Annotated in this window: 24 protein-coding genes and 1 tRNA gene; 9 read left to right on the forward strand and 16 right to left on the reverse strand. The window is 65.6% G+C overall.

All coding sequences use genetic code 11. The features are described 5' to 3' along the window. Positions 1-91: 91 nt before the first annotated feature. Positions 92-841 carry a TSUP family transporter gene (locus HNR60_RS21830; RefSeq protein WP_184262108.1) on the reverse strand — a complete coding sequence of 250 codons (750 nt, stop codon included), beginning with the start codon at positions 839-841 and terminating at the stop codon, positions 92-94. A gap of 91 nt (positions 842-932) precedes the next feature. Here HNR60_RS21830 and HNR60_RS21835 point away from each other — a divergent pair, with 91 nt between their 5' ends. Beyond that, on the forward strand, positions 933-1,823 hold the full coding sequence (locus HNR60_RS21835; RefSeq protein WP_184262110.1) for a LysR substrate-binding domain-containing protein: 891 nt from the start codon (positions 933-935) through the stop codon (positions 1,821-1,823). Between the two features lie 34 nt (positions 1,824-1,857). Here the strand turns inward: HNR60_RS21835 and hisN are convergent, their stop codons facing one another. Together hisN and HNR60_RS21845 are read right to left on the reverse strand one after the other, a co-directional pair. Beyond that, complete coding sequence (gene hisN / locus HNR60_RS21840; protein WP_184262113.1) at positions 1,858-2,643, reverse strand: histidinol-phosphatase; 786 nt, start codon at positions 2,641-2,643, stop codon at positions 1,858-1,860. A gap of 531 nt (positions 2,644-3,174) precedes the next feature. Further along, a complete protein-coding gene (locus HNR60_RS21845) occupies positions 3,175-4,059 on the reverse strand; it encodes an N-formylglutamate amidohydrolase (RefSeq protein WP_184262115.1) in 885 nt (294 codons plus the stop codon). 298 nt (positions 4,060-4,357) lie between these two features. Between HNR60_RS21845 and cpdR the strand changes: the two genes are divergently transcribed. The 3 genes from cpdR to HNR60_RS21860 all read left to right on the forward strand — a co-directional run bounded on the left by cpdR (position 4,358) and on the right by HNR60_RS21860 (position 5,886). Beyond that, positions 4,358-4,717: a cell cycle two-component system response regulator CpdR gene (cpdR, locus tag HNR60_RS21850; protein ID WP_011471260.1), complete on the forward strand. Its 360-nt coding sequence runs from the start codon at positions 4,358-4,360 to the stop codon at positions 4,715-4,717. Positions 4,718-4,787: 70 nt separating this feature from the next. Further along, positions 4,788-4,862 (forward strand) — tRNA-Val (locus tag HNR60_RS21855). A 235-nt stretch (positions 4,863-5,097) separates the two neighbouring features. Further along, complete coding sequence (locus tag HNR60_RS21860; protein ID WP_184262117.1) at positions 5,098-5,886, forward strand: hypothetical protein; 789 nt, start codon at positions 5,098-5,100, stop codon at positions 5,884-5,886. A 223-nt stretch (positions 5,887-6,109) separates the two neighbouring features. On the opposite strand, the gene HNR60_RS21865 is transcribed toward HNR60_RS21860, so the two are convergent. The 3 genes from HNR60_RS21865 to HNR60_RS21875 all read right to left on the reverse strand — a co-directional run bounded on the left by HNR60_RS21865 (position 6,110) and on the right by HNR60_RS21875 (position 7,827). Then, positions 6,110-6,262: a hypothetical protein gene (locus tag HNR60_RS21865; RefSeq protein ID WP_184262119.1), complete on the reverse strand. Its 153-nt coding sequence runs from the start codon at positions 6,260-6,262 to the stop codon at positions 6,110-6,112. 94 nt (positions 6,263-6,356) lie between these two features. Then, complete coding sequence (gene wrbA / locus HNR60_RS21870; RefSeq protein ID WP_184262121.1) at positions 6,357-6,956, reverse strand: NAD(P)H:quinone oxidoreductase; 600 nt, start codon at positions 6,954-6,956, stop codon at positions 6,357-6,359. Positions 6,957-7,128: 172 nt separating this feature from the next. Continuing rightward, on the reverse strand, positions 7,129-7,827 hold the full coding sequence (locus HNR60_RS21875; protein WP_184262123.1) for a pirin family protein: 699 nt from the start codon (positions 7,825-7,827) through the stop codon (positions 7,129-7,131). Positions 7,828-7,945: 118 nt separating this feature from the next. Here HNR60_RS21875 and HNR60_RS21880 point away from each other — a divergent pair, with 118 nt between their 5' ends. Continuing rightward, positions 7,946-8,887 (forward strand): LysR family transcriptional regulator, encoded by a 942-nt coding sequence (locus HNR60_RS21880; protein ID WP_184262125.1) that lies wholly within the window; start codon positions 7,946-7,948, stop codon positions 8,885-8,887. 217 nt (positions 8,888-9,104) lie between these two features. Here the strand turns inward: HNR60_RS21880 and HNR60_RS21885 are convergent, their stop codons facing one another. After that, complete coding sequence (locus HNR60_RS21885; RefSeq protein ID WP_184262127.1) at positions 9,105-9,938, reverse strand: protein-disulfide reductase DsbD domain-containing protein; 834 nt, start codon at positions 9,936-9,938, stop codon at positions 9,105-9,107. Between the two features lie 128 nt (positions 9,939-10,066). Between HNR60_RS21885 and HNR60_RS21890 the strand changes: the two genes are divergently transcribed. After that, positions 10,067-10,708 (forward strand): YqgE/AlgH family protein, encoded by a 642-nt coding sequence (locus tag HNR60_RS21890; protein WP_184262129.1) that lies wholly within the window; start codon positions 10,067-10,069, stop codon positions 10,706-10,708. Positions 10,709-10,989: 281 nt separating this feature from the next. Here HNR60_RS21890 and HNR60_RS21895 read toward each other — a convergent pair whose 3' ends face one another. Both HNR60_RS21895 and HNR60_RS21900 read right to left on the reverse strand, forming a co-directional pair. After that, positions 10,990-13,866, reverse strand: coding sequence for an EAL domain-containing protein (locus HNR60_RS21895; protein WP_184262131.1), 2,877 nt, complete (start codon positions 13,864-13,866; stop codon positions 10,990-10,992). A gap of 112 nt (positions 13,867-13,978) precedes the next feature. After that, positions 13,979-14,977 carry an NAD(P)H-quinone oxidoreductase gene (locus HNR60_RS21900; RefSeq protein WP_184262133.1) on the reverse strand — a complete coding sequence of 333 codons (999 nt, stop codon included), beginning with the start codon at positions 14,975-14,977 and terminating at the stop codon, positions 13,979-13,981. 107 nt (positions 14,978-15,084) lie between these two features. Here HNR60_RS21900 and HNR60_RS21905 point away from each other — a divergent pair, with 107 nt between their 5' ends. Both HNR60_RS21905 and rcdA read left to right on the forward strand, forming a co-directional pair. Further along, a complete protein-coding gene (locus tag HNR60_RS21905) occupies positions 15,085-15,282 on the forward strand; it encodes a DUF1192 domain-containing protein (RefSeq protein WP_184262135.1) in 198 nt (65 codons plus the stop codon). Between the two features lie 373 nt (positions 15,283-15,655). After that, positions 15,656-16,168 (forward strand): protease adaptor protein RcdA, encoded by a 513-nt coding sequence (gene rcdA, locus HNR60_RS21910; RefSeq protein ID WP_184262137.1) that lies wholly within the window; start codon positions 15,656-15,658, stop codon positions 16,166-16,168. 320 nt (positions 16,169-16,488) lie between these two features. On the opposite strand, the gene rpmE is transcribed toward rcdA, so the two are convergent. After that, the gene (gene rpmE, locus HNR60_RS21915; RefSeq protein WP_184262138.1) at positions 16,489-16,716 is read right to left on the reverse strand and encodes a 50S ribosomal protein L31; all 228 of its coding nucleotides are present in this window, start codon (positions 16,714-16,716) and stop codon (positions 16,489-16,491) included. A 168-nt stretch (positions 16,717-16,884) separates the two neighbouring features. Between rpmE and HNR60_RS21920 the strand changes: the two genes are divergently transcribed. Then, positions 16,885-18,834, forward strand: coding sequence for an ABC transporter ATP-binding protein/permease (locus HNR60_RS21920; RefSeq protein WP_246433058.1), 1,950 nt, complete (start codon positions 16,885-16,887; stop codon positions 18,832-18,834). 230 nt (positions 18,835-19,064) lie between these two features. Here HNR60_RS21920 and HNR60_RS21925 read toward each other — a convergent pair whose 3' ends face one another. From HNR60_RS21925 to HNR60_RS21950, 6 genes are all read right to left on the reverse strand, one after another. Further along, the gene (locus HNR60_RS21925; protein ID WP_184262140.1) at positions 19,065-19,352 is read right to left on the reverse strand and encodes a type II toxin-antitoxin system RelE/ParE family toxin; all 288 of its coding nucleotides are present in this window, start codon (positions 19,350-19,352) and stop codon (positions 19,065-19,067) included. Beyond that, complete coding sequence (locus HNR60_RS21930; RefSeq protein WP_184262142.1) at positions 19,349-19,576, reverse strand: hypothetical protein; 228 nt, start codon at positions 19,574-19,576, stop codon at positions 19,349-19,351. Before HNR60_RS21930 ends, HNR60_RS21925 begins: the two co-directional genes overlap by 4 nt. A 37-nt stretch (positions 19,577-19,613) precedes the next feature. Then, entirely contained in the window at positions 19,614-20,060 is a 447-nt protein-coding gene (locus HNR60_RS21935; RefSeq protein WP_184262144.1) for a GNAT family N-acetyltransferase, read from the reverse strand. A 3-nt stretch (positions 20,061-20,063) separates the two neighbouring features. Next, positions 20,064-21,089 carry a peptidoglycan -binding protein gene (locus HNR60_RS21940; protein ID WP_184262146.1) on the reverse strand — a complete coding sequence of 342 codons (1,026 nt, stop codon included), beginning with the start codon at positions 21,087-21,089 and terminating at the stop codon, positions 20,064-20,066. 212 nt (positions 21,090-21,301) lie between these two features. Further along, complete coding sequence (locus HNR60_RS21945) at positions 21,302-22,315, reverse strand: flagellar motor protein MotA (protein WP_184262172.1); 1,014 nt, start codon at positions 22,313-22,315, stop codon at positions 21,302-21,304. 128 nt (positions 22,316-22,443) lie between these two features. Beyond that, entirely contained in the window at positions 22,444-23,643 is a 1,200-nt protein-coding gene (locus tag HNR60_RS21950) for a DNA recombination protein RmuC (protein WP_184262148.1), read from the reverse strand. Between the last annotated feature and the right edge of the window lie 127 nt (positions 23,644-23,770).

The following is a 23,770-nucleotide window of genomic DNA, read 5'->3' on the forward strand; positions in this document are numbered from 1 at the left end:
ACAACTGGCATCGCCCCCACGGCGGCATAAAATCACAAACACCCATCAGCCGACTCGGTCTATTCGGGGACAACCTGTTGAGGCTCCACAGCTAGACCATGGCGGCGAGGGTGGAGCCGAACAGATACAGCCCGAGCAGTCCCATCGCCACCAGGAACCAGCGGCGGAACTGGATCGGGTTCATCCGCGCCCGCACCAATTGACCGACGAACATGCCGGCGAAGGCGGTGGCCAACGCCACTGCGCCCGGCAGCGCGGTCGCGGTCGACAGCAGTCCCGCCTCGGTGAGATTGAACGCCTGCGCCAGCGTGGCGGTGGTGAAGAACACGCCGAGCGCCTGCACCAGTTCGTCCTTCTCCAGGCCGATCGCCTGCATGAACGGCATTGAGGGGATCACCTGCACCCCGGTCGCCGCGGCGACCACGCCGGTGATCAGCCCGACGATGCCGCCGAGCCATTTCTCATGGGACGGGCGGACGTGAAAGCGGGCCTGACTGAGCCCGAGCCCGGCGTAGATCACCAACAGCAGTCCCAGCACCAGGGTGGCGTCGTGCGCATAGGGGCCGGTCATCAGGCCCGAGCCGGCGCGGACGCCGATAACCGTTCCGAGCATCAGCGGCCACAGCCGCCGCAGGATGTCGCGCAGATAGCCGCCGACGAAGGTCTGCCAGATATTGGTGAGGATGGCCGGCACGATCACGATCGCCAACGCCTGCGCCGGCGGCATTGCCACCGCCAGCAGCCCGATCGACACGGTGGGCAGGCCGAGCCCGATGACGCCCTTGACGAAACCCGCCAAAGCGAACACCGCGGCAATCAGGATGAGCAGAGGATCGAGCACGGCGCGACATTGACCGATCGCCGCGGCGCGCACAATCTGCCACTGCCGCAGTCAGCCTTCGGTCTGGACGAAGGCTGCAAGGAGAGAGGGCATGCAGTTCGATCTGGTTGACCTTCGGCTGTTCGCGGCAATCGCTGAGGCGCGCAGCATCACCCATGGCGCGGCGCGCTGCCATCTGGCGCTGGCCTCGGCCAGTGCGCGGATCAAGGCGCTGGAACAGAGCCTCGGCGTCGCGTTGTTGCTGCGCGGCCGTCGCGGCGTGACGCTGACGCCCGCCGGCGACAGCCTGCTCGATCACGCTCGCGTCGTGCTGCACGCCACCGAGGCGCTGCGCGGCGATCTGTCGGCCTATGCGCGCGGCGTGAAGGCTAGCGTGCGGCTGCTCGCCAACACCGCTGCGCTGTCGGAACATCTGCCGAAAGCGCTGGCGGCGTTTCTCGGCGCGCATCCCAATGTCAGCATCGACGTCGAGGAGCGCGAGAGCGGGGAGATCGCCGAGGCGATCGCCGCCGGCGCGGCCGACATCGGCCTCGCGATCGATCGGGCGCTGCCGGAGACGATCGAACGATTCGCGTTTTGCGACGACCGGCTGGTGCTGGTGGCGGCGAAGGGCGACGCCGTCGCCGGCCGCCGCGCCATCGACTTCGCCGAGCTGTTGGATCGCGACTTCATCGGACTTGAAGCCGGCAGCGCGCTGCAGGACCACCTCGGCCGCCACGCCGCGCGGCTGGGCGCGCGGCTGCGGTTCCGCGCCCGGCTGAAGCAGTTCGACGCGATCTGCCAGATGGTGGCGGCCGGCGTCGGCGTCGCGGTGGTGCCGGAGGCGGCGGCGAAACGCTGTGCCCGCACGATGCCGCTGGCGATACTGCGCATCCGCGATCCCTGGGCCAGCCGCAAGCTGGTGATCTGCGTCCGCGACCTCAAGGCGCTGCCGAAGCCGGCGCAGCAGCTCACCGACCATCTGCGCCGCGCGGCGCGTTGACGAAGGACGGCGCGTTTGCCGTCTGAACTTCAAGCTAGCCGTTCAAAATCTTCATCGCGGCTTCGTGGATCCGCGGATCGCCGGCGGCGATGATGCGGCCGCCGTGTTGCGCCGGCTGGCCGTCCCAGGTGGTGATGACGCCGCCGGCGCCGGTGACGATCGGGATCAGCGCCGCGACGTCGTAGGGCTTCAACTCCGTCTCGATCACCAGGTCGAGGTTGCCGGCGGCCAGCATGCAGTAGGAGTAGCAATCGCCGCCGTAGCGCGACAGCCGGACCTGGCTCTCGATCCGGCCATAGGCGGCGCGGTCGGCGTCATTCATCAACAGCGGGCTGGTGGTGTAGGTGGTGGCGTCCTGCAGCAGCGCGCAGCGCCGCACCGCGAGGTTGCGCGCGCCCGACGGGCCGCGATAGGTCGCCGATTGGCTGTCGCCGGAGAACCGTTCGCCGATGAACGGCTGGTGCATCATGCCGTACACCGGCGTGCCCCGGTGCAGCAGCGCGATCAGCGTGCCCCAGATCGGGAAGCCGGCGATAAAGGATTTGGTGCCGTCGATCGGGTCCAGCACCCAGACATATTCGGCGTCTTGGTTCTCGCTGCCGAATTCCTCGCCGACGATGCCGTGCTGCGGAAAGGTCTCCTTGATCATCCGCCGCATCACCGCCTCGGCGGCGCGGTCGGCCTCGGTCACCGGATCGAATTCGTGGCCGGGCGTGCTCTTGTTGTCGATCGCCAACGAAGTTCGAAACATCGGCAGGATGGTCTCGCCGGATGAGGTCGCAAGTCGCCCGATGAAGGCAGTGAAATCGATAACCGTCACGGAGCTTCCTTCTCAACAGCAGCGGAGCAAAGTTGATGTATGGCGTAATGCAATCCGCCGCGCCCCGCTGCTATAATTACGTCGAGGCCCCCGAGAAATCGCAAACTGGCAGGTCCGAGGGCTCCTTTCGACTTTCGGATTGGGTTGCGCTTGGGTGCGAAATCCTGTGTGGGCGGCTTCGATTTTGAGGTTGTGGAGCGTCAAACATACACTCGCCTCTCATGCGAGGCTCTTTCATTTCTTCGCAAGTTATTGAACTAAAACGAATAAATGCAAGTTCCCTCGCGTCAATCGACGTTCTGACATGCATTTTTGCATGGTAAAACGAGCAAAAATGCTTGCGCTTTTTGCGGCGCGGTCTCATATTGTTGCGGTGCGGTAGCGCCTTGCGCTATCGCTGCCCTCCTTGGGCGTTTCCTCCCTAGACTTGGGCCGCTTGCCTTCGCAAGCGGCCCTTTTTTCTTTTGGGAGTTGGGTTCGGCAAATCTTGTTGAAGCTGGCGTGACGATTCACCCGCGCGCACCGGCTCGACTACTCGGCGGCCGCCTGAAACGAGCCGAGATCGCCGAGCGGAATCTCTGCCAGCGCGTCGGCCAGGATGGCGAAGTCGTCGATCACCTGATCGAACCGCGGGCTGCGTGCGCGCAGCCGCTCGTCCATGTAGATCGCGCGGTTGAGTTCGACCTGCACGGCGTGAAGTCCGCTCGACGGATTGCCGTAATGCTCGGTGATGAAGCCGCCGGCATAGGGCTTGTTGCGGCCGACCGAATAGCCGCGCGCCGTCATGGTCTGCTCGACCACGTCGGGCACCAGCGCGACGCAGCTCGTGCCGTAGCGATCGCCGATCACCACGTCCGGCCGTCGCGGTTCGTCGCGCGACAGCCCGATCGACGGCATCGAGTGGCAATCCACCACGATCACCGAGCCGAAGCTCTGATGCGCCTTGTTGATCAGCCGGCGCAACGCGCGGTGATACGGCTTGTACAGCGCCTCGATCCGCCCCAGCGCGTCGTCGACGTCGATCCGCTCGCGATAGATCTCCTGGCCGTCGCCGACCACGCGCGGGATGGTGCCGAGGCCGCCGGCCACCCGCATCGAGCGGGTGTTGGCGAAACTCGGCAGCCGGCCGGCGAACATCCGCGGGTCGAGTTCGTAGGGCTCGCGATTGACGTCGATATAGGAGCGCGGAAAATGTACCCGCACCACCGGGAAGCCGCGGTCGCTGAGCCCGGCGATCAATTCGTCCATGAACGAATCTTCCGAGCGGCGCAGCGCCTCCAGATCGATGCGCGAGGCGGTCAGGAAATCCTGCGGATAGACCGAACCGGAATGCGGCGAGTTGAAAATGATCGGCGCCCGCCACTGCGCCGGTTCGACGATCTCGAAGGCAGACTGCTCACCGTCAAACTCGTTCATCGTCGGCCGTCCTCGCCATGCGTCATCGTCGGCCTCGTCAGCCGCCGGCGAGGCCGCTGCATTGCTGCGAACGATTGTCGGCAATCCGCCTCGCTCTGCCAAGCGAATAAATTCTTCGATGTGGGGGAACCTGAGCATCGCGCGCAACCCCTTTGCTTTGTTGCCAGAAGCGGCGCGGGCGCGCACAGTCGGCGGGCCTCCTGGGTGTCGCACGGCATCCGATTTTCACCCGAAATTTACCAACGCTCGGTCTAACTGACCGCAGTGGTCCTCTCACCGGGTTTGACATCCAGCCGCCATGCATAAAATTCTCCTCGCCGAAGACGACAACGACATGCGCCGGTTCCTGGTCAAGGCGCTGGAAAACGCCGGATTCCAAGTTTCGTCGTATGACAACGGCCTGTCAGCCTATCAGAGGCTGCGGGAAGAGCCGTTTGAAATGCTTCTAACCGACATCGTGATGCCGGAGATGGACGGCATCGAGTTGGCGCGCCGCGCCTCCGAGCTCGATCCCGACATCAAGATCATGTTCATCACCGGGTTCGCCGCGGTGGCGCTGAATTCCGACTCCGAGGCGCCGAAAAACGCCAAGGTGTTGGCCAAGCCCGTGCACCTGCGCGAATTGGTCAGCGAAGTGAATAAGATGCTCGCGGCGTAAATCTCTCTGTCAGGCTGCTTGCCTGCGCGCTGTGAAGCCGATATAGGGACCCACCCGTGAAGATCTAAGAGGGCGCGTAGCTCAGCGGGAGAGCACCTCGTTGACATCGAGGGGGTCACAGGTTCGATCCCTGTCGCGCCCACCATTGCCTGCCCTCACGACCCGCCGAACGACGCCCGCCGTACGATTTGTCGCCCGTGGGCCACATCTCGCCGGCTCCCGGCCCTTGCGTCAAACCTATGGCATTGCAAGACGTTGATCCGCGTGGCGTTGGCGCCCGCGGTGCCGACCTGCGACCTTGTCGCGACAATCGTGACGGCCCGCGATGTTGAGAACCGCCGCAATCTGGCGCAAGCTTTGCGGTGATTTGGGCCCCGACCATGCAGGCAGAACCTCAGCGATTGATCGAGACGGCGACCTCCTCGCGATTCGCGGTGACGCGAAGCTGGATCAACCGCGTCGCCACCTGGTTCAACCGCGCCACTTTCCGGATCAAGCGCGGTACGCCGGCGGAAACTCTGGATGAGGTCGGCCGGCGCTGGCGGCTGGAGCCGAAGCCGAAGCAATTTCTGCTGCAGTTCGGCGCGACCAAACAGGGCGCGGCCTTCATCGACGAGAAAGTGCAGGCGATCAATCGCGCCGCGTTCCACCGCTCGGCGTTCGCGCTGAACGCGGCGACGCATCTGTTGTTCGTCGATCTCGCCGCGCAACTGACGATGTCGCTGCCGGCGCTGAAAGCCGTCGCGGTCGCCGCCAATCTCGTGCTGGCGCTGGTGGCGCATTTCGAGATGCGGAAGAATTTCCGCGCGCTGGTCGCCGGCCCCAACGCGCTGCCGAAGAAGCGCCGTTTCCTCGGGCTGATGGCCAATCCGAAATACAACCGCGCGGTGAAGAAGAGTTCGAAGCCGCACGCCAAAGCGGCGTGGAAGGAAAAGTCGCTGTACCGGATGGGCTACTTCATCAATGCCGGCGCGATCTTTTTGGGCTCGCAATTCATCATTCCGCCGGAGCGGCTGGTGTTTCCGTTCGGCTTCATCACCGGCAAGATCACCGGGCTGTTTTCGACGCTGGTGATCATCTTCGACATCTGGCGCGGGGTGCGCGCTGGCGAGGATTCCCGGCTCGCCCGCGAGCGCGAAATCGCGGTGTATCGGCATTTGGATATTTAGTGCTGCTTCATTGAAGCATGGGCTGCGAAGGATAGGACTGCGCCCGCCGAAAAAACGACGCCGTCATTCCGGGGCGCGAGTTCGTCAGAACGAGCGAACCCGGAATCCAGTAATCACCGCCCTGGAATACTGGATTCCGGGTTCACTCGCCGCTCGCGCGGCTCGTGCCCCGGAATGACAGCTTCATGGATGAGGAGCGCCAATCGAACTAATCATTCTTGGATCAGCCGCAATCGCCGCACCGTTCGATCGCCGCGACATCGCGGCACTGATGCCGGCCGATGGTGGCAATGGTCAGGCCGCGGCACATCCAGCTCTTGGCGATCACCCGTAAGGGATCGCGGGCGAGCTGATACAGCACATAAATATCGAGCATCGCATTTCTCCGATCAGCCCAAGACACGTGGGCCGATCGGCCCGAAGTTCAAATAGGAGCCGGGCGGCGCTGGTAAAGCGCCGCCCGCCAGCTATCAGCCATGCAGCTTGATCGCGGTTTCGGCGATCATTTTTCCCTGATAGCGCGCGCCGCCGAGTTCGTTGGCGCTGGGTTGCCTCGCGCCGTCGCCGCCGGTGATCGTGGTGGCGCCGTAGGGCGAGCCGCCGGCGACTTCGTCGAGCGTGGTCAGCCCGCCGTAGCCGTAGTTCAGGCCGACCACCACCATGCCGAAATGCAACAGGTTGGTGATGATCGAGAACAGCGTGGTCTCCTGGCCGCCGTGCTGGCTCGCGGTCGAGGTGAAGGCGCCGCCGACCTTGCCGTGCAGCGTGCCCTTGGCCCACAGGCCGCCGGCCTGATCGAGGAAATTCGCCATCTGCGAGGTGATGCGGCCGAACCGCGTGCCGGTGCCGATGATGATGGCGTCGTAATTGGCGAGGTCGTCGACGCTGGCGATCGGCGCCGCCTGATCGAGCTTGTAGTGCGCGGCCTTGGCGACGTCGGGCGGCACCAATTCGGGAACGCGCTTGATATCGACCTGGGCGCCGGCTTCGCGGGCGCCTTCGGCGACCGCATTCGCCATGGTCTCGATGTGGCCGTACGCCGAGTAGTAAAGAACAAGAACTTTCGCCATGGGAATCTCCGTTGATTGAGGGTGTGAGAAAGAGTTCGTCATTGCGAGCCGACGGGGCGTCGCAGAGCGACGGCCCGTCGAGCGAAGCAATCCAGGGCTGCGAGTCAGCGCTGGATTGCTTCGTCGCAAGAGCTCCTCGCAATAACGAACGAGAGGTCCGCTTCGCCTCGCATTATGCCGCGTCGACCAGCACCAGTTCGGAATCCTCCAGCGCGGTGATGGTCAGCTTGGCCTCGTCGTGGATCGCGGCGCCGTCGCGGGCGTTGACCTTGACGCCGTTGACTTCGACGGAGCCCGCCGCCGGCACCAGATAGAGATGCCGCGCCTTGTCGGGCTGATACTCGGCGCTTTCGCCGGCTTTCAGCGTGGTGGCGAGCACCCGGGCGTCGGCGCGGATCGGCAGCGCTCCGGTGTCGGAGGCAAAGCCCGAGGCGATGGTGACGAGCTTGCCGGAACGGTCCGCCTTCGGGAACGGCTTGGCGCCCCAGGTCGGCTGGCCGCCCTTGCCGACCGGCTCGATCCAGATCTGGAAGATCCGGGTGGTTTCCGGCTCCAGATTGTATTCGGAATGCCGCACGCCGCTTCCGGCGCTCATCACCTGGACGTCGCCGGCCTCGGTGCGGCCCTTGTTGCCGAGCGAGTCCTGATGGGTGATCGCGCCATCGCGGACATAGGTGATGATTTCCATGTCCTTGTGCGGATGCGCCGGAAAGCCGGTGTTGGGGGCGATCTCGTCGTCGTTCCAGACCCGCAGGGCGCCGTGGCCCATATTCTCCGGGTCGTAGTAATTCGCGAACGAGAAGTGGTGTTTGGCGTTCAGCCAGCCGTGGTCGGCACCGCCGAGTTTGGTGAACGGACGAAGTTCAATCATGTCGCTCTCCATTTCCTGGCGCGCTGGGCGCGCCGTTGCGTTTCGTTGGCATCTGGATAAGCCCTCCCGCATGGTCTAGAAATAGAAACGATCGAAACTCATAGTTTCAGGATTTGACATGGCGAGGCTTCCCGACTTCGAGGCGCTGGCGATTTTCGCCAAGGTGGTCGAGCTGCGCTCCTTCGCCGCAGCGGCCGACGAGCTGACGCTGTCGAAGGCCACGGTGTCGAAGGCGGTGACGAGGCTGGAGCAGCGGCTCGGCGCCCGGCTGTTCAACCGCACCTCGCGGCGTCTGGCGCTGACCGACGCCGGCCACAAGCTCGCCGAGCGCGCGGCCCGGCTGCTGGCCGACGGCGAGGCGGCGGAGAACGAGGCACTGGCGCAATCGGCGGCGCCGCGCGGGCTGGTGCGGCTGGCGGTGCCGATGACCTTCGGCGTCAAGGTGATCGCGCCGCTGCTGCCGGAGTTCCTTGCGGCCTATCCCGACGTCGCCATCGACCTGCATCTCAGCGACGCCATGGTCGATCTGATCGGCGAGGGCTTCGACGCCGGGATTCGCATCGCCACGCTGCCGGATTCCTCGCTGTTGGCGCGGCGGCTGTGCGCGATGCCGCGCTTCACCGTGGCGGCGCCGTCCTATCTGGCGGCCCACGGCCGGCCGACCCACCCGATGCATCTCGCCAGCCACCGCTGCCTGGGCTACGCCTACCTGTCGACGCCCAACACCTGGCACTACACCAACGCCGCCGGCGAGCAGGCCGACGTGCGGCTGTCGGGGCCCTTGCGGGTCAACAACGGCGAAGCGCTGCTGCCGGCGCTGCTGGCGGGCCTTGGCATCGCCGACCTGCCGGAGTTCATCGTCGGCGACGCGCTGGCCTCGGGCGCTGTGGAAGTGATCCTGCAGGGCTGGCACCAGCGCGAAGGCGCGGTGCATCTGGTGATGCCGCCCGGCGGCCCGCGCCCGGCCCGGGTCGAGGTGCTGGCGGATTTTCTGGCGGAGAGGCTGGGGCGTGCGCGCCGCGGCGGCGCCATTGCTATTTCGTCCGCCTCAACTGATTGAACAAATCAGCCGACACAAGCGCCTTCCCTCGCCCCGCTTGCGGGGAGAGAGTGGCTCGAATGCGCGCAGCGCGTTCGAGTCGGGTGAGGGGGCGCCTCGTTATGACGAACCGCCCCCTCACCCGACCCGGCTTCGCTGCGCTCCGCGGGGTCGACCTCTCCCCGCAAGTGGGGAGAGGTGAAGAGTTCGCGGCACGCGTTTCCTGAATGAGGCAGCGCTATTCCAGATTGACGTTGTATTCGTAGGAGCGCTCGGCGCCGACCAAAGTCAGCTTCAGCGCCGCGCCGTCGGGCTTCACCCCGGGCGGCAGGCCTTCAAGTGCGAATTCGAAGCGCTTGACGCCGGGCGGGCTCGGCTCGACCGGCTTCGGCACCGGCAGCGACCACTCCGGGGTGGGGCCTTCGACGAACAGGTCGACCACGGTGAAGTCCGGCGTGGTGACGTCGACAATCACCGATTGGCCGTCGCGCTTGACGTCGCGCACCGTCACCGGATGCGGATCGCCGACATTGGCGGGCACCGGCACGGTATCGAGCGCCGCCGACAGCGTGGCGTCCTGGGTCGAGGCGACGCTGACGAAGGCGAGTTCCGGGCTGGCCTCGACCGGAACGCAGAGTTTTTCGCACACCGCGTAACTCACGGTGGCACGCAGAGTCACCGGCTTCTCGGCGTTCTTGGCGACGATACGCAGCGGCAGCACCACCTGCTTCTTGTAGCCGAGCGAGGTGCCGCCGGCGCCGTCGGCGAACCGGGTTGGCGCCGGCCACAGGATCGTGACCGCCTCGACGTTTTCGGATTTGCTGAAATCGAACCGCGGCGGCACCCCGGAATCCCCGGGCGCGCGCCAATAGGTTTTCCAGCCCGGCTCGAGCTGGATCGCGATGCCGCCGAGCAGCACCGAGCCGGAGCGCGAGCCGGCCAACAGCCGGACCGCCGAATGGCTGTCACTGAGCCATGGTGAACTGTCTTCGGCCCTGGCCCCACCAATCAGACAGACCGTCATGGCGGCTGCGGCGAGCAAGACCCTGCGGAACGGAACCATAGCGCTCATCTGACGTCGTTAGAGGCCGAACCGGCCGCGAGCCACCCAAGCGGTGACCCGGTGGCCCGAACCACGGCTTGATTGACAGGATAGCCACCCAATATCAGGATGTGGGACAAAATGAGAATGCCTAGCTGATGGACCCCAAATCGAAAGCGCCGAAAAGCGACGAAAGCAAGGGGGCCGGGGACGCCTCTGGGCGCGGCTATCTCGACGGCCAATTGCTGATCGCGATGCCGGTGATGGAAGACGAGCGGTTTGCCCGTTCGGTGATTTATGTCTGCGCGCATTCTTCCGAAGGCGCCATGGGGATCATCGTCAACCGGCCGGCCGGCAGCATCGATTTTCCCGAGCTGCTGGTGCAGCTCGACATCATCGACAAGGCCGACCAGATCAAGCTGCCGGAAAACGCCGAAACCATGAAGGTGTTGAAGGGCGGGCCGGTGGAGACCGGACGCGGATTCGTGCTGCATTCGAGCGACTTCTTCATCAAGGACGCCACGCTACCGATCGATGAAGGTATTTGTCTGACCGCCACCGTGGATATTTTGAAGGCGATCGCCAAGGGCGCCGGGCCGAAGCACGCCATCCTGGCGCTCGGCTATGCCGGCTGGGCGCCGGGCCAGCTCGAGACCGAAATCCAGGGCAACGGCTGGCTGCATTGCCCCGCCGACCCCGAGCTGATTTTCGGCGGCAACGTCGAGGAGAAATACGACCGCGCGCTGCACAAGATCGGCATCGAACCGGGGATGCTGTCGAACGACGCGGGACACGCCTGAGCTCGTAGGGTGGGTAAAGCGAAGCGTGCCCACCAAAACGTCTGATGATCTGAATGAGCTGATGGCTGGTGGGCACGGCGCCAAGCGGCGCCTTTGCCCACCCTACGCGCTCGGCGCGGCATTTTCATTGATGTCATCGCCCGCGAAAGCGGGCGACCCAGTATTCCAGAGCGCCAGCGATAGAGCCGCATCGCTGCGGCGTACTGGGTCCTCCGCTTTCGCGGAGGATGACGGCCTGAGGTGGGGCGGTGCGGTGCGCAGCTTCCACGCCAGGTCCGTGCTCAGCTCGCTTCCGCCAGCCGCTCTTCCGTCAACAGCTTCATCGCCGCGTCGGCATCCATCGGCTCGCCGAAGGCGAAACCCTGGGCGTATTCGCAGCCGAGTTGATAGAGCTCCACCGCATCGGAATCGGTCTCGGCGCCTTCCGCGACCACTTCCATGCCGAGATCGTGCGCCAGCGCGATGATCGATTTCAGGATCACCGGGCGGGTGCCGCGGCTGGTGGTGCGGACGAACGACTGGTCGATCTTGATGGTGTCGAACGGGAAGCGCTGCAGATAGGCCAGCGAGGAATGCCCGGTGCCGAAATCGTCGAGCGACAGCCCGGTGCCGAGTTCGCGGATCCGGTGCAGCATTTGCGCCGCGTGTTCCGGATTCTCCATCACCAGCGATTCGGTCAATTCCAGTTTGAGCGTGCCGCGCGCCACCGTGGAGCGCGACAGCACGGTGCGGATGTCGTGCAACAAATCGTGCCGCAGCAATTGCCGCGACGAGACGTTGACGCTGGCGAAGATCGGCTCGCGCGAGCGCATCGCGCGCTGCCAGATCGCCAGCTGCTTGGCGGTCTGGTCCATCACGAACATGCCGAGGTCGATGATCAGCCCGATTTCCTCGGCGATCGCGATGAACTCCACCGGCGACATCCGCCCGAGCTTCGGGTGATCCCAGCGCGCCAGCGCTTCGAAGCCGGCGATCGAGCGATCTTCCAGCCGCACGATCGGCTGATACAGGATGGTGATTTCCTGGCGCTCGATGGCGCGGCGCAGTTCGGATTCCAGCGTCAGCCGGTCGGTCTTGCGGGCGCGCATCACCGGCTTGTAGACGTCGATACGATCGCCGCCGATCCGCTTCGAGTGATACATCGCGAGCTCAGCGTCCTTGATGATCTCGTCGGTGAGCTGGGTCTGCGGATCGCTCAAAGCCAGCCCGATCGAGGCGGTGAGGAAGATCTCGCGGTCGTTGAAGGCGATCGGCGCGCGGATGGTCTTGCGGATGGTCTCGGCGAAGGCGGTGATCTTGGCTGGGTCCTGCTCCGACATCAGGATTAGGCCGAACTGGTCGCCGCCGAGCCGTGCCAGGGTGTCCTGCGGCTTCAGGATCCGGGTCAGCCGGCGCGCCAGGGTCAGCAGGATCGAATCGCCGACCGCGATGCCGACCGAATCGTTGACCTGCTTGAAGCGGTCGAGGTCGATCACCATCAGCGTCGGGCGCAGGTTCGGCATCGATTTGGCGAAATTCGCCACCGCGTTGAGCCGGTCGATGAACAGCTTGCGGTTCGGCAGGCCGGTCAGATTGTCGTGCACCGAGTCGTGCAGCATGCGCTCTTCGGCGTTCTTGATCTCGGTGACGTCGGTCAGCGTGCCGACCACACGCGACACTTCGCCGTCGGAGCCGACCACCGGCCGCGCCTTCAGCGCGAACCACATGAAGCGGCCGTCCGGGGTGCGCAGCCGGAAATCCTGGGTCAGCCGGCCGCGGCGCTGGTCCAATACGCTGTCGAGCGCCGCGCGGAATCGGTCCTGATCGAGCGGATGCAGCACTTCCAGCCATTTCGCCGCGGAGCCTTCCAGCGTGCCGCGCTTCAGCCCGAGCAGAGTCTCGGTCTCCGGGCTGGTGAACACCTTGTCGGCGGCGACGTCCCAGTCCCAGATCAGGTCGCCGGAGCCGGTCAGCGCCAGCGCGCGGCGCTCGATGTCCGACACCACGCCGGTCGGCGCGCTGCCGCCGGCGAAGGCGTGCTGCATCACCGTGAAGCCGATCAGCATCACGATCAGCACCAGGCCGCCGAGCAGCGCCGGGCCGACGATGTCGTTGGTGACCGAGCCCGCGACCGCCATGCCGGCCGCGATCACCCACACCACCAGCAGGAACCAGGTCGGGATCAGCAGCACCGCGCGGTCGAAGCCGTGGGTCGACAGATACAGGATCAGCGCGAAGCCGGCGAAGGCGATCATCACCAGCGACATCCGGGCGATGCCGGATGCCACCGCAGGATCGAACAGCGCCAGCGCCACCAGCGAGCCGAGGAACACCAGCCAGCCCAGCGTGATGTGCGAGTAGCGCACGTGCCAGCGGCTGAGATTGAGATAGGCGAACAGGAACACCAGCAGCGTCGCGGCCAGGATGGCTTCGCCGGAGGCGCGCCACACCCGCTCGGAGCCCGACGACATGTCCAGCACCTTGCCCCAGAAGCCGAAATCGACGCCGATATAGACCAGCACCGCCCAGGCCAGGGCGGCTGCGGCGGGGAACATGATGCTGCCCTTGACCACGAACAGGATGGTCAGCACCAGCGCCAGCAGGCCGGAGATGCCGATCACAATGCCCTGGTACAGCGTGAACGAGTTGACCTTGTCCTTGTAGGCTTCCGGCTCCCACAGATAGAGCTGCGGCAGCTTGTCGGTACGCAATTCGGCGACGAAGGTGATCACCGCGCCGGGATCCAGCGTGACCCGGAACACGTCCGCGGTCGCCGAGTCCTGGCGCTCCGGCCGGTCGCCGGTCGACGGCGTCACCGTGGCGATGCGCGACAACCCCAGATCGGGCCAGAACAGTCCTGAGGAGACGATGCGGTAGTGCGGCGCGACGATCAGCCGGTCGAGCTGGTCGTCGGTGTTGTTGGCCAGCGCGAACACCACCCAGTTCTGGCCGCCTTCGCGGGCGCGCACCTCGATGCGGCGGACGATGCCGTCGGTGCCGGGCGCGGTGGAAACCTGAATGCGGTCGCCCTCGCTGCGCTGATGATCGAGCACCGCGGTGAGATCGATCGCGGGCGCGTCACCGCGGACGCTGACCGCATCGATGGCGTTTGCCGGTGAGCCGGCCGCAACCATCATGAAGCCCAGCGCGGCGAGCGCGAGGCACCTGATCAGACGCAATGTCGGTTCTCCGCGTTGGTGGTCGTCGTCAGCCGCACGCGTGTGCGGCTCGACGCGCGATAAATGACATGAATGTGAGGGCTTTCAAAGGCTTTCCGGTCGGCCGGCCGGTTCACAGCGTCAACACAATTTTGCCAATATGTTGGCTGGATTCCATCCGGCGGTGCGCCTCGGCGGCCTCCGTGAGCGGGAATGTGCTGTCGATCAACGGCTTGAGCCGGCCTTCGCGGAACAGCGGCAGCACCTTGGCTTCGATCGCCGCGACCATCGCCGCCTTGTCGGCGTTGCTGCGCGGCCGCAGCGTCGAGCCGGTGTGTTGCAGCCGCTTCATCATCAGCTTGACGAAATTGACGGTGGCTTTTGGTCCGTGGAGAAACGCGATCTGCACGATGCGGCCGTCGAAGGCGGCGACGTCGTAGTTCTTCTCGATGTAATCGCCGCCGACCATGTCGAGGATGACGTCGGCGCCGTGGCCCTCGGTGAACTCCTTGACGATGGCGACGAAATCCTCGGCCTTGTAGTCGATCGCGCGGTCGGCGCCGAGCTTGACGCAGGCGGCGGCCTTGTCGTTGGAGCCGACGGTGACGATCACCTTGGCGCCGAACGCCTTGGCGAGCTGGATCGCCATGGTGCCGATGCCGGAGGAGCCGCCGTGGATCAGCAGGGTTTCGCCGGGCTTCAGGCCGCCGCGCTCGAACACGTTGTGCCACACCGTCATCAGGGTTTCCGGCGTGGCGCCGGCCTCGATGATCGACAGCCCGGCCGGCACCGCCATCGCCTGGGCGTCCTGGGCGATGCAATAGGGCGCGTAGCCGCCGCCGGCGACCAGCGACATCACGCTGTCGCCGAGCTTGTGACGGCTGACGCCGTCGCCGAGCGCCACCACTTGGCCGGCGACTTCGAGGCCCGGCAGGTCGCTGGCGCCGGGCGGCGGCGGGTAGCTGCCGGAACGCTGCGCCACGTCGGGCCGGTTGACGCCCGCGGCCTGCACCTTGATCAGGATTTCGCCCGGCCCGGGCGCCGGCACCGGGCGGGTCTCCGGCAGCAGCACTTCGGGACCGCCCGGCTTGCTGATTCCGATCACGGTCATTTGCGCGGGCACCGGTTCCATGATTTTTCCTTGCGAGACGGGTGGGACGGCGAAAGATCGGCTAGGATTAGACCAGCCGTTGCCGGACTGGCAACCGTGCCGGGATCACGCAAAGGTGGGGGCCGCAGATGGCGATCGAGGACGACGACAAGCCGAAGAAAAAGACCAGCCACGAGATCGGACAGGATCTGTCGCTGCTGTCGGTCGAGGAGCTCAGCGAGCGGATCGCGCTGCTCACCGGCGAGATCGACCGGCTGCAAGCGGCGATGACGATGAAGCGCGCCACCCGTGACGCCGCGGACCGCATCTTCAAGGTCACGCGTTAGCGCCGCTTAGTTCACGGCGCCGTGATATGCGGCGCCGCGTCGGTTGCGAAAGGGCAAACCAATCGTCAACAAATTCGCTCATTTACGCGATATTAAGCTTTCCAGCGTATTACTCTGATTGTCCATCTTTGGACGCCGAGTGGCTCCTGTCCACTCTGCTTTGACGCCTCCCTGTTATCAACTTCAAAGCCGCCGGCAACGGCGGCTCTTTTTTGCGTTGTTCCCGCATCCAGTTTTGTTGCAGGATGGGGACGCGCTGTTAACCCTTGCGACCGACGCGGCTGGACTCCGCGGCGCGGGCGCGCAATGATTTGTTCATCATAACCGGCTGGCCAACAGGCCGGGGACGAACAAGTTGCGTGAGGCGTTAACCATGTCGGATTCTATGCAGGGCGACTCCGCTCTCGTTCATATCAGCGAGCGGCTCACCAATTCCGCAGCGTTCACCACGCTGTTTCGCGATGGCATGGATCTGGTCGAAGAAACCGCCGCCTATCTCGATGGCGTCGGTCGTGCCGAAGCGAAGACGCTGGATCGCTCGGTCAGCCTGACCTACGCGACGGAAAGCATGCGGCTGACCACGCGGCTGATGCAGCTCGCCTCCTGGCTATTGCTGCATCGCGCGGTGAAGGAAGGCGAGATGACGCTGAGCCAGGCCAATCGTGAAAAGACCAAGGTCAAGCTCAGCGCCGCCGAGCCCGGCCCGGCCGATATGATCGCGAAACTCCCCGAGCATCTGCAGGAGCTGATCGCGCGCTCGATGCTGTTGCAGGACAAGGTGCGCCGGCTCGATACCACGATGCATGCCGACGGGTCGGACCGCGCCCCGATCGGCAACCCGCTGGTGCCACAGCTCAATCGGCTGAAGGCGGCGTTCGAACGCTAGCGCATTTCGGTTGAGATTGAAGCATCCCACCCAAACGCGGCCGTCATTCCGGATTGCGAGTTCGTCAGAACGAGCAAGTCCGGAATCCATATTCCCTGCAGGGGTTATGGATCCCGGGCTCATCGCAGCTGGCGCTGCTCGTGCCCCGGGATGACGGCCCATAAATCTCGAAGCGCATCAACAGCCGGAGTTGAGCGTCCGCTCGCCGCACCGAGCGAATGTCAGCCGGCAACGCAAAACGCCCCTGCAGGCAGGAGCGTTTTGGTCGGATCTCGTGATTGTGAACCGGGTGTGGCTGGGGCCGCAGGGCGGCCTCCGCCTCAATCCTTCTTGAGGAAGCCCGAGAACTTCTTCTGGAACCGGGACACCCGGCCGCCGCGATCGAGCATCTGCTGCTGGCCGCCGGTCCACGCCGGATGCGACTTGGAGTCGATGTCGAGGTTCAGCTTGTCGCCTTCCTTGCCCCAGGTGGAGCGCGTCAGGTATTCCGTGCCATCGGTCATGACTACCGTAATGTTATGATAATCCGGGTGAATTTCGGTCTTCATGAGTGATCCTTCGGGGCCTTCCGGCCCGCAACACGGCGAATTGAGGGGTGGATTTCCGCGTTCCTATATCGCACGACGGCTGTCAAGACAAGGTATTCACCGGATTTGCCAGCAGCCTTGCCCACGTCTATTTACAATTCTTCAAAAGTGACGCGGCGGTAAACATCGATGATCCAAAAGGTCCGGCCCGACACCAAAGCCACCGACAGCAAAACGACCGACGGCAAGACCAGCGATGCCAAAACCAAAGGCACGGTGATCGCGCTGTCGCTGGAGGCGATTGCCGAAAGCGAGAAGGTGGTGCCCGCCGGGCGTCCGGCGCCGAAGGCCGAGCCGCTGACCGACGCTGCCCCGGTGCCCGGTCCGGCCGCCAAGCACGGCCGGCTGCGTCCGTTGCTGCTGCTGGCGCCTTACGTCGACCGCTATCGCTGGCGCGCCACCTTCGCCTTCGTGGCGTTGACGGTGGCTGCGGCGACCACGCTTCTGGTGCCGCTGGCGGTGCGCCGGCTGATCGATTTCGGCTTCAGCCCGGAAGGCATCGCGCTGATCAACAGCTACTTCCTGGTGATGGTGCTGATCGTGGCGGTGCTGGCGATGGCCAGTGCGGCGCGTTACTATCTGGTGATGACGATCGGTGAGCGCATCGTCGCCGATCTGCGCCACGACGTGTTCGCGCATCTCACCCGGCTGTCGCCGTCGTTCTTCGATTCCGCGCGCAGCGGCGAACTGGTGTCGCGGCTCACCGCCGACACCACCCAGATCAAATCCGCGGTCGGCGCCTCGGTATCGATCGCGTTGCGCAACATGATGCTGTTCCTCGGCGCCGCCACCATGATGGTGATTTCCAGCCCGCGCCTGAGCGGCTTCGTGCTGGCGGCGATCCCGTTGATCGTGCTGCCGCTGGTCGGTTTCGGCCGCTGGGTGCGCCGGCTGTCGCGCAACGCCCAGGATACTTTGGCCGACGCCTCCGCCTATGCCTCCGAACTGGTGTCCTCGATCCGCACCGTGCAGGCCTATACTAATGAGGGGCTGTCGAACCAGCGGTTCGGCCGCGAGGTCGAGCAGGCCTACGAGGCGGCGCGCAGTTCGACCGGCGCCCGCGCGGTGCTGACCGCCATCATCATCTTCATCGTGTTCTCCAGCGTGGTGGCGATCCTGTGGGTCGGCTCGCACGACGTGGTGTCGGGCGAGATCAGCGCCGGCCGGCTCAGCCAGTTCGTGATGTATGCGGCGTTCGCCGCCGCCGGCCTCGGCCAGCTCAGCGAAGTGTGGGGCGAAGTCGCCGGCGCCTCCGGTGCCGCCGAGCGGCTGTTCGAGATCCTGCGGGTCAAGCCGGACATCGCGGCGCCGGCGTCGCCGCGGCCGTTCCCGGTGCCGGCGCGCGGCGACGTGGTGTTCGACAAGGTCAGCTTCGCCTATCCGATGCGGCCGGAGACCCCGGCGCTCGACGGCGTCTCGCTGTCGGTCCGCGCCGGCGAAAAGGTGGCGATCGTCGGCCCCTCCGGCGCCGGCAAGAGCACGCTGTTCCATCTGCTGTTGCGGTTCTACGATCCCTGCTCCGGCAAGGTCTCGTTCGACGGCGTGCCGATCGCCGCCGCCGACCCGCATCACTTGCGCGAACGCATCGCGCTGGTGTCGCAGGAATCGGTGATCTTCGCAGCCTCCGCCCGCGACAACATCCGGTTCGGCCGCCCCGACGCCACCGACGCCGAGGTCGAGCGCGCCGCCGAGCAGGCCCATGCCACCGAATTTATCAAGCGGCTGCCGCAGGGCTTCGACACCCAGCTCGGCGAACGCGGCGTGACGCTGTCGGGCGGCCAGCGCCAGCGCATCGCCATCGCCCGCGCCATCCTGCGCGACGCGCCGCTGTTGCTGCTCGACGAGGCGACCTCGTCGCTCGACGCCGAGAGCGAAACTTTGGTGCAGACTGCGCTCGAAGGATTGATGCGCCATCGCACCACGGTGGTGATCGCGCATCGGCTGGCGACCGTGTTGTCCTGCGATCGCATCGTGGTGATGGAGCAGGGCAAGATCATCGAGCAGGGCACCCACGCCCAGCTCGCCGCCGCCGGCGGGCTGTACGCCCGGCTCGCCCGGCTGCAGTTCGAGGTGGCGTAATTCTCTCGCCGCGCCGATGGGATGCGGGGCGCAGCCTTCCCCTCTGCGTCATCGCCCGCGAAAGCGGGCGACCCAGTATTGCAGAGCGCTTGCGATGAAGCCGCCAAGCCCCGGCGTACTGGATCCTCCGCTTTCGCGGAGGATGACAGCTGATTGTGGGGCGGCGGCTCGAACGTCTCTGCCGCTTACGGCGTCCACGCCAGGTTCAGCACGGCGCGGCCCGAGGCCGCTTACGCCTCCCGCTCGAACTGATCGCGCGCTGCGTGGCGAACCGCGTGGATGATGATCTCGTCGTTACCGATCTCGTAGAACACCAGATACGGATAGGGCGACGTCGTCAGACGACGGACCGTCGGATCCTCGGTGCGAAGGCCGATCTGCGGATGCGTCAGCGTCAGCTCGATGATCGCTTTAATCCGCGCCTGCACGCGCTTGGCGCCCTGCGGTGAATGAGCGGACATATAGTCGAGCAGCCCCGCGAGGTCGGCGAGCGCCGGCGCGGTGTAACGCAGCTTCACAGCTTGTATTTGGCCCAGACCGCCTGGACCTGCTCGTCGGTGGCGAAGTCGCCGCGCGCGGCGGCGGCCTTTGATGCGGTGATTGCGGCGCGCTCGTCAGCAGACAGCGCAACCGGCTCCGCGGTGGTTCCGGCAAGCTGCAGCATCACGCGGGCAATGTCGTCCTGAACGTCGGACGGAAGCTTTCGCGCCGCTTCCACGGCCTGATCGAGCAGCTTGGTCATGCGGCGAGAATAACCGTTTCGGACCGGAGAGGGAAGCTCACGGCCGCCACGCCATGTTCAGCACGGCGCGGCCGGAGCTGTTGGTCTCCTCGCCGGTTTTGGCGAAACCGTTGCGCTCATAGAACTTGATAGCGCGGAAATTGTCGGCGTTGACCTTCAGCGTGACGCCTTCGGGCGACAGCCGCTTCGCCTCGTCGACCAATGCTGCGGCGAGACCTGAGCCCCATTGCGCCGGCGCCACCACCAACTGATCGAGATAGCCGCCGCCATCGATGGTGACGAAGCCGAGCATCGCGCCGGCCTGCTCTGCCACCACGATGCGGGCGTTCGGCACCAGCTCGCAGCGCCAGCGCGCGCGCCACCAGTCCAGCCGCTTGGCGAAATCGATCGACGGATAGGCGAGCTGCCAGGTTTCGAGCCACAGCGCGATCGACGCGTCCTCGTCGGCGGCCTGATAGCGCCGCAACCGAAAGCCTTGCGTCATGTCTCAGCGCTCCGTCAGCTTCAACTCGATGCGGCGGTTGCGCTTGTACGCCTCTTCGGTGCCGGCGACGTCGAGCGGCTGGAATTCGCCGAAGCCGGCGGCGACCAGCCGCTGCGGCGGCACCCCGAGCGAAACCAGATACTGCACCACCGAGATCGCGCGGGCGCTCGACAATTCCCAGTTCGACTTGAACGCGCCGGTGATCGGGCGGACGTCGGTGTGGCCGTCGACCCGCAGCACCCAGGCGATTTCGGCCGGAATCTGCTTGTCGAGATCGGTGAGTGCCGACGCCAGCTTGTCGAGCTCGGCGCGGCCCTCCGGCAACAGCAGCGCCTGTCCAGTGTCGAAGAACACTTCGGACTGGAACACGAAGCGGTCGCCGACGACGCGGATGTCCGGCCGGTTGCCGAGGATCGCGCGCAAGCGGCCGAAGAATTCCGAGCGGTAGCGCGACAATTCCTGCACCCGCTGCGCCAGCGCCACGTTGAGCCGCTGGCCGAGATCGGCGATCCGGCTCTGCGATTCCTTGCCGCTCTTTTCCGAGGCGTCGAGCGCCTGTTCGAGCGCTGCCAGCTGGCGGCGCAGCGCCGAGATCTGCTGGTTCAACACCTCGACCTGCGCCAGCGCGCGCGCGGACAGCTGCTTTTCGGAATCCAGCGCCTTGTTGAGTTCGCCGGCGCGGCCGGCGGCGTCGTTGCCGGCGCCGGCGAGGCCGTCATAGAGTCCTTTGACGCGGTCGCGTTCGCCTTCCGCGGAGGCGAGGCCGGCGCGCAGCTGCGACAGCTGATCCTCCAGATTGAGCTTGCCGAGCTTTTCCAGCGACAACAGGTCGTTGAGCTGCGCCAGCTTGGCGTTGAGCTGCTCCAGCGCCTTGTCCTTGCCGGTGACCTCCTGCGACAGAAAGAACTGCACCACCAGGAACACCGACAGCAGGAACACGATCGCCAGCACCAGCGTCGACAGCGCGTCGACAAAGCCGGGCCAGTAGTTGAAGCCGGGATCGTTGCGGCGTCCGCGCGCGAGGGCCATGAAGTCTATCTTTCGACTGGTCGCAGTGTTGCAGCAACGGCAGCGTGCTCCCTCGCCCCGCTTGCGGGGAGAGGGGTGGGGTGAGGGGGCGCCGCGTTCCGTCGAGGCGCCCCCTCACCCGACCCGGCTTCGCTCACGCTCCGCCGTGTCGACCTCTCCCCGCAAGCGGGGAGAGGTGAAGTCCGTGCGTGCGGTGAATTCGATCGGATCAACTAATTCTTCTCCGGCTGCCGCGCGAGGCGCTGCAGCAGCGCCTTGATCTCGCGGTTCTGCTCGCCTTGGCCGTCGGCCCATTCGCGGATCAACTGCTGCTCGCTGCGCATATGCGCGACCAGGCTCTGGATCGCGTCGGCGAGGTTGGCCATCGCCGTGGTGGTGCCGCGGCTGGAGCCGTCTTCGAACGCCCGGCGCAGCCGCTCGATCGCAGCCTGCAATTCGGCGCCGCCGGCACCCGCCCCGACAGCCGTGCTGGTGCCGGCACCGTCGCCGACATATTCGCGCACCGTGGAGGCGAGCCAGTCTTCGAGATCGGTGTAGAAGCGGTTCTGCGCCTGGCTGGACTGCAGATCGAGAAAGCCGAGGATCAGCGAGCCGGCGAGCCCGAACAGCGATGAGGAGAACGAAATGCCCATGCCGCCGAGCGGCGCGGCGAGGCCTTCCTTCAGCGTGTCGAACAGCGAGCCGGCGTCGCCGCCGACCTTCAGGCCGTCGATCACCTTGCCGACCGAGCCGACGGTTTCGATCAGGCCCCAGAAGGTGCCAAGCAGGCCGAGAAACACCAACAGCCCGGTCATGTAGCGCGAGATGTCGCGGGCTTCATCCAGCCGCGTGGCGATCGAGTCCAACAGATGCCGCATGGTCTGCTGCGAGATCGACATCCGGCCGCTTCGTTCGCCGCCGAGAATCGCCGCCATCGGCGCCAGCAGGGTCGGGCGCTGTTCGAGCGCCAGCCCGGGATCGGCGATGCGGAAATGATTGACCCATGCGACCTCCGGATAAAGCCTGATCACCTGGCGGAACGACAGCACGATGCCGATCACCAGCACCGCCCCGATCAGCGCGTTGAGCCCGGGATTGGCGAAGAACGCGACGATGATCTGCTTGTACAGCACCACCAGCAGCAGCGAGCAAAGCACCAGGAAAACCAGCATTCGGATCAAAAAGATCCGCGGCGACGACAGCTTGTTGAACGCGACGTCGATCGCGGAGCGGGAGCCTTGCGCCATTGTTGGTTTCACCATTCGTTGGTCGGCGAGGTGGTTGCAGCCTCAATATGGCACAGCGCCGGCCGGAAGGAAGCATGGCGCGGCGCAATAACCGAAGGAACCCGGCCGAAACCAGCGCGACGCCTGATCTACTCGCCGGCCTGCAGCTCGCGCCGCGGCATCGCGAACAGATCGGGTCGCGCCGGTTGCGCCGCTGGCGCAGGCGCGTCGTGACTGAAATCCAGCTCCTCGATCCGCCCGGCGCGGCGCTCGATCTTGTCGGCGGAGATCAGGATCTGGCGGACGTCCTCGTTGACCTGACCGAAATGGGTCTGCAGCTTCAGCACGCGGTCGCGCAACCGGCTTAAGTCGTCGCCGAGACTCATCACCTCGGTGCGGATCTGGTCGGCGGCGTCGCGCATCCGCGCGTCCTTCAGGATCTGCTGCATCACCTGGATCGCCAGCATCAGCAGCGACGGCGATACCAGCACGATGCGGGCGCGGTAGGCTTTCTGGATCACGTCGTCGAAGCGCTCGTGGATTTCGGCATAGACCGATTCCGACGGCACGAACATCAGCGCGGTGTCCTGGGTCTCGCCGGGGATCAGATATTTCTCGGCGATGTCGGTGACGTGGCGCAGCACGTCGTTGCGCAGCCGCTGCGATGCGCCGCGCCGCGCCTCCTCGCTGCGGGCGTCGCGCAACGCGGTGATCGCCTCCAGCGGAAACTTGGCGTCGATGCACAGCGGCCGCTGATCCGGCAGAAACACCACGCAATCCGGCCGCTTGCCGCTGGAGAGCGTGTATTGGAAGGCGTAGGCGCCCTTCGGCATGCCGTCGGCGACGATCGCCTCCATCCGCGCCTGGCCGAACGCGCCGCGGGACTGCTTGTTCGTCAGCACGTCGCGCAGCGTCGTCACCTGCGCGGTGAGTTCGGTCAGGTTGTGCTGGGCGTCGTCGATGATGCCGAGCCGTTCGTGCAGCACCCGCAGGCTGTTCAGGGTGTGGCGGGTGGTGTGCTCCATCGACTGGCCGACCCGATGGGTGACCGAATCCAGCCGCTCGCTGACCGCGCGGGCCATCTCGGCCTGCCGGCCGGCCAGCGCCTGGCCCATCGCCGCCACCCGGCCGCTGGCCTCGTGCTGCGCCCGCATCATTTCGGCGAGGCGATACTCCAGCTCGTCGGCGCGGGCCGCCTGCGCCAACGCCATGACGCTGCCGGTGCCGAGGCCGCGGGCGATGACGACGGCGATGCCGAACAGCAGCAGCAGCGTCAGCGCGGCAAAGCCGATCACGGCTTCTGCGACGCTGACCGGCATCTCGCCGACAGTGAACAGGATATCGTTCATCCTCGCAGTCTAGCAGACTACATGGAGTATGAGAACGAAGGAAGAACGATCGTGGTTAACGCCCGGTTAAGCGGCGTGGTTAACCGCCGGTTAAGAGCCATGGTTAACCGCAGGTTAACGATCCTGC

It is taken from the genome of Rhodopseudomonas rhenobacensis, from assembly GCF_014203125.1.
GTDB lineage: Bacteria > Pseudomonadota > Alphaproteobacteria > Rhizobiales > Xanthobacteraceae > Rhodopseudomonas_A > Rhodopseudomonas_A rhenobacensis.